Here is an 8,467-nt window from a genome sequence, read left to right as displayed (position 1 = left end):
TCGACTTGCATGTATTAGGCACGCCGCCAGCGTTCGTCCTGAGCCAGGATCAAACTCTCCAAGAAAGTTGATTAGCTCATAAAAGTTACGTTGGCAAAAGTGAACTTTCTTGCGAAAGATTCACTGATAGTTATTGTTTGTTTGCACGATTTTGTTTGTTTAGTTTTCAAAGAACAAATCTATCATTTAAAATAGCGACAAGAAATATCTTATCACGTTGTTTCATAAATATCAACTAAAAATTAATTTCTTTTAAAAGATTTCGTTTTCAATTGATACAATTTTTGAAGCAACCTACTAATCATAACTCTTTTACTGTTCAAGCGCAATATTTTTTTACTATTTTTCTATTTTTACTTTGGCAATTGTTGAAAGGCTAGCTTAATAGCTCTGTCTAACACTGAATATTCATTAGAAAGTGCCAACTGTGTAAAAAAAGAATATCTAGAGATTTTTTTATGAACCCCTCCTATAATTGCTTTTGTTTTGACACAAAAAAACATTCCAATATTAGCTAATGGAATATCTAATTAATACAAAGTAGCAGAACATCATTCCGCTACTTCATATTTAAAAATCCAGATCTATAACTTCTTTAATAGTCCCTGTTACTTGATCACTTTCGAGTAATTGTCCTTCTTTAATATCATTCACTTCTTCCGAATGTTCCAAAGCAGGGGTTGACTTATTTTGATTGGCAGGAACAACCGGGCGGAAGGCAAGTTCATTTTTAAGCAAGTTAATCTCATCTAAAAACTCGCTGCGAAGGGAGTTTAACAACGTTTGGAATTCTTCCTTATCTAATTTTTGCTCACCGAGTTTCGTTACAAAATCTTGCAACTCGTTTGCTTGGCCGTGCTCCATCCTGTTAGGATCAACAACAGGACGGGAGGCGAATTCTTGTTTAAGTAAGTTGATCTCACCTAAAAACTCGTCACGAAGTGTATCAAATAAGGTTCTTGTCTCTTCCTCTTTGTCCAATTTATCTAAATCCCGCTCAACAAGCTTCGTTATATAATCCTCCAGCTCATTTGCTTGTGCTTTTTGCTCAAGAATTGAATACACCTTTGGAGAGATTTTCGAAGTTCCTAAAGTAAACATTTCCCGTTCGTTTTTACTTCCTGATTCCTTATTCATTAATCTGACCACATCCGTTTGGAGATTACCAGCTGTTAGAAAAAAGTTCGATAGAACGTAAAATGGTGCAGCCATCTGAGCACCTAGATGCGAATACATATCGTTTAATCCGAAAGCGAACTTTTTACCAAGAAGATGATCTTGGTTGCTCATACGTTCTCCTCCTCTTCTTAGGCAAAAACTACGTTTGTTTCATGCCTGCTTATAATTTCTAGACCATATAAATTTAACTTTCTTGTATCTGGTAGGAATAGATGATTTTCCTCTCTAATTTCGACTCCATACCTTGTATCGATCAATTCTTGGATGAAGCGTTTAAGGATTCTGGCTATTCCACCGATATAAACATATTTATAGATCTTATCTTTAGGTGATGGAAATGTGTTTTCAATTTTCGTTATTAAAATTTGCGTGTACTCCCTCAATGACTCATGGATTTGCTCTGTGAGATCAACCTTTTTACCGCTATTTCCATCCCTTTGCTCCATTTTTGTTTTTTCAATGTTATTGATAATGAATTCCTCTAGGGAACGAACATCGTCAAAGTACTCGAGTAACTTTTCACTTCTTAGTTTTTCAATGTGTTTTAAGTACGAAATGTCTGCGAAACAGTTCAATGATTCTCTACTCTTAGGAGCTTGAAGTCCTGCTTGAAGCAATGCAAGATCAACGGTCCCTCCCCCTAAATCAACAATTAGGGTTTCAAAGTTTTGAAATGAATTTGCTTCCTCACGATCTTGTAAATCAAAATCTTTTTTAATTGCCCAACGAGCAACTTCACTTTCAATCCGGCATTTACTTGTTTCGACGTAAATGGTTACAACTCTTTCTAATCCTGGAGTTAAAATTGTTACTTGATGTTCCCCTTCAAATCGGCTGGCCATTTTATTTTGCATTTCACTGAACTTGTTCGTTTTCTTAAGCAACCAAATTGGAAGCATAGTTGAAAAATAATTAATGTTTACTCGTCTATCTTCTTTGCCGTTTCCTTTTAATACATTGTAATAAGCAACTGACGTCAGGAACATCACATAGGGAATCTCAGATTCCGTTTTATCATGAAGCTTGTTGATATGAATGTTTCCTAACACCTGTTTTTCTGCTGAATCGCCCACTAGATAATATTTCTCTACACCGTCTATCGTAGTTGAAATGAGCAAACTTTGAAGAAGGAATTGGGGATCATGTAAAGAAGACGGAAAGTGGCCGTCTGCCTTATCCTTTGTTATTTCTACTACATTTGTAGGAATCTCAAAATAATAACCGTCCACAAGTGTTTGAAAGATTGAATTACCAAAATCGACATTCTGACATTTTATATCCATTATTTCTCCTCTTTTCATGCTTTTTCCTGATAATAAGTATATATTCTTCTCCCCTATTTGTCTAAAAATGTTAATAATTAAGATTATTTTAAATTATTATTCTACATTATTTTTCCGATAAATATGATATTCTCTGCTCCTTTTCTATATGTTCCAGGTATAACATCGTTAAAAGTGAAATGGTGTTACAAAATGCCATCTTATATTCCACTAAAGCACTCGTGTTGCTTTAAAATAAAGTTGATCATTTAAGTGATCCTTATTCCATTAGAGAGCCCAATACACGAAAAAGACGCGTTCTTAAATAAACGCGCCCTTTAGTGGAATAGCATAAGTTTTACAACATTGGCAAATGAAAGAAAAAAAGTCCCGTAACGATTTTGATCAAACTGGATTCAATAACCACAAAATTGTAAGATGACAATAAAGTTATTAGATTTACTTTAACTGCTAATACTTCATACTTAGCCAGATTTAAGTTTATTTCTCTTAAAATGATCACATAGGGTTTTCCCTTGGACAAATGATTAATTCGATGCAAAAAATCATCTTTACAAAGCTATCGATTTGTAACACAAATGGTAAATGAGGAACTCAGGTTTAAGATAGAAGATATAGTAGGTGAAGGAGCATACTATTCTCCTAAACTCTAATATAATCTGTATAAATAGGCTGCAAGCCTTTGCTAAGAATCACCTGATGAACTTCATTTACAGTTCGTTCATCTGAAATTTCAAACTGTTGATCTCCCTTTTGTTCTTCATTGTGGCCTCCAACACCCACATTAACACCAGCTGACATTTTCGTAGCTGCCATTCCGATCACATGATCACGAAATCCTGCTCTTTCTCTTGTAGAAATAGTAACTCCGGCATATGGCATAAACAAGCGATAAGCAAGCATTACCTGCAAAAGCTGTTTTTCATGCACATCTTTTGGATTATTATCCGCATTGTTAATATAAGGGCGTAAACGGGGTACAGAGAAACCAATCTCTGCATGCGGATATTTTTGCTGGATCAAAAGTGCATGTATGCCTGCCGCAAATGCATCCTTTCGAAAATCATCTAATCCAAGCAGTGCGCCAAAAGAAACTCCACGCATTCCCCCTAATAAAGCACGCTCTTGAGCATGAAAACGATATGGGAAAATTCGTTTTGACCCCCATAAATGAACCTGTTCATACTTATCGGTATTATAGGTTTCTTGGTAAACTGACACAAAATCTGCACCACAAGTATGTAAAAATGCATATTCTTCCGTGTTTAATGGATAGATTTCAATCCCGATTGTCGAAAAATATTTCGCCGCAACTTTAATTGTTTCTCCAATATACTCAACTCCGGATTTATGACGAGATTCTCCAGTGAGTAATAAAATCTCTTTCAAACCAGTGGCAGCAATTGCTTTAAGTTCATCTTCCACTTCTTGTAAAGAAAGAGTTGCCCGATGAATTTTATTTGTAGCACTAAATCCACAATAAACACATTCGTTTTCACAATAATTAGCAATATATAAGGGCGTAAAGAGAGAAATAGAATTCCCAAAATGCTTCCTAGTCTCTGCCATTGCTTTTCTTGCCATGTCTTCTAAGTAAGGCATTGCTGCAGGTGATAATATCGCTGCATAGTCCTCAATGGAAAGCTGTATTTTATTTAAGGCATCTTCTACATCTTTACTCGTATATTGATCATAATCATATTCTTTTACTAATGTTAAGACTTTTTCCATAAGATCAGACTCAATAACTTCCATCCCATCATTATATTGCATATGATCTACTTTTTTTAATTTCATCATTAATCCTCCAAAAATCCAGTCAAAGGACTAGAGGCCTCTGCCTTATAGTTTAATATTCTTCCTAAACCGGCAAGATATGCTGTACGACCTGCCTCAATAGCTTGTTTGAAAGCTTTTGCCATTAAAGCCACTTCCTTTGCCGTCGCAATTGCCGTATTGCACATAACAGCATCAACACCCAACTCCATTGCTTCACATGCCTGTGAAGGACGGCCAATACCGGCATCTACAATAATAGGTAATTCTATTTCGTCTACTAAGATTTGGATGAAATCCTTTGTACAAAGCCCCTTGTTGCTTCCAATTGGTGCACCTAAAGGCATGACGGCTGCTGCACCGGCATTAACTAATGATCTTGCCGCATATAAATCAGGATACATATAGGGCATGACAATAAATCCTTCCTTGGCAAGCATTTCAGTTGCTTTGATTGTTTCATAGTTATCAGGCAGTAAATATTTAGAATCATGAATGACCTCGAGTTTTACAAAATCACCGCAGCCAAGTTCCCTTGATAGACGGGCGATTCTCACTGCTTCCTCTGCATTTCTTGCCCCTGAAGTGTTTGGCAGCAATGTAATGTGCTTCGGAATATAATCCATTATATTTTCTTCTCCGCCTGTGTTTGCCCTCCTTAGAGCAAGGGTTACAATTTCTGCTTCACCTTGTTCAATAACTGCTTTCATTATTTTTAATGAAAATTTTCCGGAACCTAATATAAATCTTGATTGAAACTCATGCCCGCCAATTGTTAACTTATCATTCATTTTCAAAATCCCCTCTCTTATTCAAAATAACAATGTCCGTTTGATTTCCGATTTGTTCTCGTACTTCAAACGTCTAGTTCCATTTATTTCCCGTTTATTGTTATTTTCACAGATCAACCACCTCCCACAAATCTAACAATTTCCAAATTGTCTTCATTCTCGAGTAAAACATCCTTATATGCAGCTTTTGGAATAATATCTCCATTTCGTTCTACGGCAATTGTTGCCATATCAAATTTTTGCATGGTTAAAAAATCAAATAAAGTTTGCCTTTTCTCTAATACAACAGTGGTGCCATTTACTTTCATTTTTTCCCATCCTTTCTAAATTTTCACAAAAAAAAGCACAAAATGAGACTAACACCCTTTCGGTGGTGTACCCCATTTTGTGCTTCATTTTATTTAATCGAATTATATAAAAGTTGAGCATTAGAGTCAAGATAAGGATAGACTATTTGTAGGGATAGAACAGAAAATATGGGTGCCAGCTGAAAGAACCAAAGTTAGAAGGTAAGTATATTTTTGTGTTACTATTTTCATAATATGCTCTGAGTCATTTACCCATCTTTTAAAAGAGAATAGATTATTCTTCACTCTTTCTAGCCATATGATAAATAAGGCCATATCTTATTCAACAATCTGGCCCTTTACATAAAGAAAGAGCACATTTCTTATTCTGGAATTGCGCCCGATTGCTGAAGATCAATAAATAAAATTGTGTTTCCGAAAAGGACGTTCTTATTTAAGAAAGCACTCCGTTAGCCATCCATGAAGCAGAGCTGCACTACAGTTAATGGAATCTAAAATCGTTCTTGTATGGTAGTTGAATAAGTATTATTCCGAAATTTTATCAATCAAAGTAATTTTGATATTGAATACAGAACTAGTGTTCGTGTATATTATTATTAATATCATTGGTGCTAGTACCTAGCAGGTTAAGAGGCATTTGAAATAGAAGCATCAAGGGTAACCTATATTATTTGACGAAGGAGACTGTAAAATGATTAAACCCTATTTAATGTTTAACAGAGAATGCAAGGAGGCTTTTAATTTGTATCAAAAAGCTTTTGATGGAGAAATGATTGCTATTCAAAAATATGGTGATATGCCGCCAAATCCTGAATTTCCTGTTGTTGAAAGCGATAAAGACCTTGTTTTACATGCAGAATTGAAATTAACAGAATCAGGATATATTATGGGTTCGGATGGGAAAAAAGATTTTCAAGATGCTGAGAAAGTGTGCATCAGTGTGGAGCTTGACTCTGAGGAGCGTGCTAAAAACGCATGGAACGTACTTCAAGAAGGTGGAACCATTCATATGGATCTTCAACCAACATTCTTTTCTAAGCTTCATGGTTCTGTGAAGGACAAATATGGAGTTACTTGGATGTTTACAGTTATGTAGATACAGCTAATCCTATTTCAAAAATCCCTTTGCAAGGCTCTACCTTTTACATGTTTTAAAGATGACTTTCTTTATAAATTTCTTGGGGCTTTGTACGTGTCATCATCGGTGCTAAAATACCCAATATCAGCGGTATACCTAAGCACAAAGGTGTGTTTAAGTATAATATCTTTATCCGTGTAAATTTAAAGCCACTTCTTAAACGGAGTGGCTTTAAATCAAACTTCTCTTTTATATAATGTCTGTTTATAAATGGAGGATATCACAATTATTACGTGTGAGTTCCAAAAATCGTTCGTATTAAATCTGACAACATCTGATCATATACTACTCTCGCCGATTCATCATTCTTAAGATGGCCGCCTAAATAAAGGTGAATCACTCCATGTAGAGAAGCCCAGATCTTGAAGATGACAAGAGTCAGGTCCTTTACATCAATAAGTTCTTGCTGAACTGCTTCCTCTAGGACATTCATCACTTGCTGTAAAGCGGTTACGGTACCCTGTAAGCTTTCTTCATCCTGCTTGAAACTAATAGCTCCTCCGAACATCATCTTATAATAACTTGAGTAGTTCAATCCGAAACTCCAATAAGCATTGCCGAGTTCCCGTAAGTATTGTTGGGGATTCTCTTGCTTCGGAACCGCCTCAAAGGTTTGTGCTAGCAGCTTACAACCATCTAAATAAAGTTGTTTTGCCAATTCGTCCTTGCTTCCGAACAAGCTGTAGATAATTTTGGTGGAGCAGGCCATTTTGTCCGCGACCCGACGAACGGTCACTGCTTCCGGCCCACCTTCTTGTAAAAGAATGGCTGCGGCGTCGACAACGTTTTGTCTTAAATTTTCGGTATTTTGAAGTCTTGCTTCTTGATAAGTTTTTACAGTTCGAATTTCTTTAGAATGCAGTTCGGAATTATTACTCATTTTCACTTTCCTGTCATGTTTTCTCACAGAAACAACGTTTCCATTCCTGCCTGATTATTGTACTACTTGCATTGGTAAGAGTCAATTTGAGTAATATAGATCAAAATTATTGACATAAAATAAAGTTAATAATACTATGAGTCTCATAGGTAACGGTGTTACCTGATAAAAACATTAATTCTGAGAGGGTTGAAAAAATGATGCAATTGCGAAACAAATGGATACTTATTACAGGTGCTTCTTCAGGTATTGGTGAGGTATTTGCGTGGGAGCTTGCTAAACGGGGGAACCATTTGATTCTAGTCGCCCGATCGGAAAATAAGCTCGCAGATCTGGCTAAGAAGCTAAAGAAAGAGCACGGCGGTCAAGTCGAGGTTATCGTCAACGACTTATCCAAGGAAGGCGCCCCCGTTAAACTATATCAAGAATGTCAAGAACGCCAATTGGATGTTGATATGATCATCAATAATGCAGGTTTCGCTACTCACGGTTTTTTTGAGCAAGTTTCCGGTGAGCGGCAGCATGAAGAAGTGATGTTAAATGTAATGTCAATTGTTGATATCACACATCTGTTTTTGCCTGGTTTGTTGAAAAAAGGGAGTGGGGCGGTCATCAACGTTTCTTCCACAGCGGGTTTCCAACCGGATCCTTACATGGCCGTATATGGGGCTACGAAGGCTTTCGTATTGTCGTTTACACAGGCGCTTTGGGAAGAAAACAGAACACGCGGTGTACAATTCCTCGCGCTATGTCCCGGTGCAACGCAAACCAACTTTTTCAACGTCGTCGGCACAGATGACGCTTCTGTCGGAAAGCGGGATACTCCGGAACGTGTCGTGAAAGTGTCACTGCGGGCATTGGAGAGGGGACAATCATATGTCGTTCCCGGCTTTCAAAACTATATGAACGCACAAATATCTCGTCTGCTGTCGCGCAAACAAGTACTTCGTCTTGTGGGTGGATTGCTCCGCCCACGTAATAAATAGAAAGTTTCAGTGTAGGATCCTGAAATTCCTGTACATAAACAAATGTAGCTTTGAAATAAAGTTTAATTAAAAATATCACGCAAATCCCCGATTAACGGCAAATAAAAAGAATCCATTTTGAAAAAA

At 36.7% G+C, this 8,467-nt stretch carries 8 protein-coding genes and 1 rRNA gene; 2 read left to right on the top strand and 7 right to left on the bottom strand.

The features are described 5' to 3' along the window. The 6 genes from J2S10_RS26310 to thiS form a co-directional block, all read right to left on the bottom strand. A 16S ribosomal RNA gene (locus J2S10_RS26310) occupies positions 1 to 65 on the bottom strand; the annotation flags it as partial. Between the two features lie 505 nt (positions 66 to 570). Beyond that, complete coding sequence (locus J2S10_RS26305; RefSeq protein ID WP_307413985.1) at positions 571 to 1,290, bottom strand: hypothetical protein; 720 nt, start codon at positions 1,288 to 1,290, stop codon at positions 571 to 573. Positions 1,291 to 1,307: 17 nt separating this feature from the next. Then, a complete protein-coding gene (locus J2S10_RS26300) occupies positions 1,308 to 2,462 on the bottom strand; it encodes a ParM/StbA family protein (RefSeq protein ID WP_307413983.1) in 1,155 nt (384 codons plus the stop codon). Between the two features lie 642 nt (positions 2,463 to 3,104). Continuing rightward, complete coding sequence (gene thiH / locus J2S10_RS26295; RefSeq protein ID WP_307413980.1) at positions 3,105 to 4,259, bottom strand: 2-iminoacetate synthase ThiH; 1,155 nt, start codon at positions 4,257 to 4,259, stop codon at positions 3,105 to 3,107. A gap of 2 nt (positions 4,260 to 4,261) precedes the next feature. Beyond that, a complete protein-coding gene (locus J2S10_RS26290) occupies positions 4,262 to 5,029 on the bottom strand; it encodes a thiazole synthase (protein ID WP_307413978.1) in 768 nt (255 codons plus the stop codon). A 113-nt stretch (positions 5,030 to 5,142) separates the two neighbouring features. Then, complete coding sequence (gene thiS / locus J2S10_RS26285) at positions 5,143 to 5,337, bottom strand: sulfur carrier protein ThiS (protein WP_307413974.1); 195 nt, start codon at positions 5,335 to 5,337, stop codon at positions 5,143 to 5,145. Between the two features lie 691 nt (positions 5,338 to 6,028). On the opposite strand from thiS, the gene J2S10_RS26280 reads away from it, so the two are divergent. Then, a complete protein-coding gene (locus tag J2S10_RS26280; RefSeq protein ID WP_307413973.1) occupies positions 6,029 to 6,433 on the top strand; it encodes a VOC family protein in 405 nt (134 codons plus the stop codon). A 271-nt stretch (positions 6,434 to 6,704) separates the two neighbouring features. On the opposite strand, the gene J2S10_RS26275 is transcribed toward J2S10_RS26280, so the two are convergent. Then, positions 6,705 to 7,355, bottom strand: a complete 651-nt coding sequence (locus J2S10_RS26275) for a TetR/AcrR family transcriptional regulator (RefSeq protein WP_307413970.1) — start codon at positions 7,353 to 7,355, stop codon at positions 6,705 to 6,707. Between the two features lie 197 nt (positions 7,356 to 7,552). Here J2S10_RS26275 and J2S10_RS26270 point away from each other — a divergent pair, with 197 nt between their 5' ends. Beyond that, entirely contained in the window at positions 7,553 to 8,341 is a 789-nt protein-coding gene (locus J2S10_RS26270; RefSeq protein WP_307413968.1) for an SDR family NAD(P)-dependent oxidoreductase, read from the top strand. Positions 8,342 to 8,467 lie beyond the last annotated feature (126 nt).

Source organism: Neobacillus ginsengisoli (assembly GCF_030813055.1).
The sequence above is the reverse complement of the archived record's forward strand: the minus strand, read 5'-3'. Positions and strand labels throughout refer to the sequence as shown.

What these genes read in the sequence shown, in the direction of transcription:
- J2S10_RS26305 (WP_307413985.1), bottom strand. Translation starts at nt 1,290, where the DNA reads ATGAGCAACCAAGATCATCTTCTTGGTAAAAAGTTCGCTTTCGGATTA.
- J2S10_RS26300 (WP_307413983.1), bottom strand. Translation starts at nt 2,462, where the DNA reads ATGGATATAAAATGTCAGAATGTCGATTTTGGTAATTCAATCTTTCAA.
- thiH (WP_307413980.1), bottom strand. Translation starts at nt 4,259, where the DNA reads ATGAAATTAAAAAAAGTAGATCATATGCAATATAATGATGGGATGGAA.
- J2S10_RS26290 (WP_307413978.1), bottom strand. Translation starts at nt 5,029, where the DNA reads ATGAATGATAAGTTAACAATTGGCGGGCATGAGTTTCAATCAAGATTT.
- thiS (WP_307413974.1), bottom strand. Translation starts at nt 5,337, where the DNA reads ATGAAAGTAAATGGCACCACTGTTGTATTAGAGAAAAGGCAAACTTTA.
- J2S10_RS26280 (WP_307413973.1), top strand. Translation starts at nt 6,029, where the DNA reads ATGATTAAACCCTATTTAATGTTTAACAGAGAATGCAAGGAGGCTTTT.
- J2S10_RS26275 (WP_307413970.1), bottom strand. Translation starts at nt 7,355, where the DNA reads ATGAGTAATAATTCCGAACTGCATTCTAAAGAAATTCGAACTGTAAAA.
- J2S10_RS26270 (WP_307413968.1), top strand. Translation starts at nt 7,553, where the DNA reads ATGATGCAATTGCGAAACAAATGGATACTTATTACAGGTGCTTCTTCA.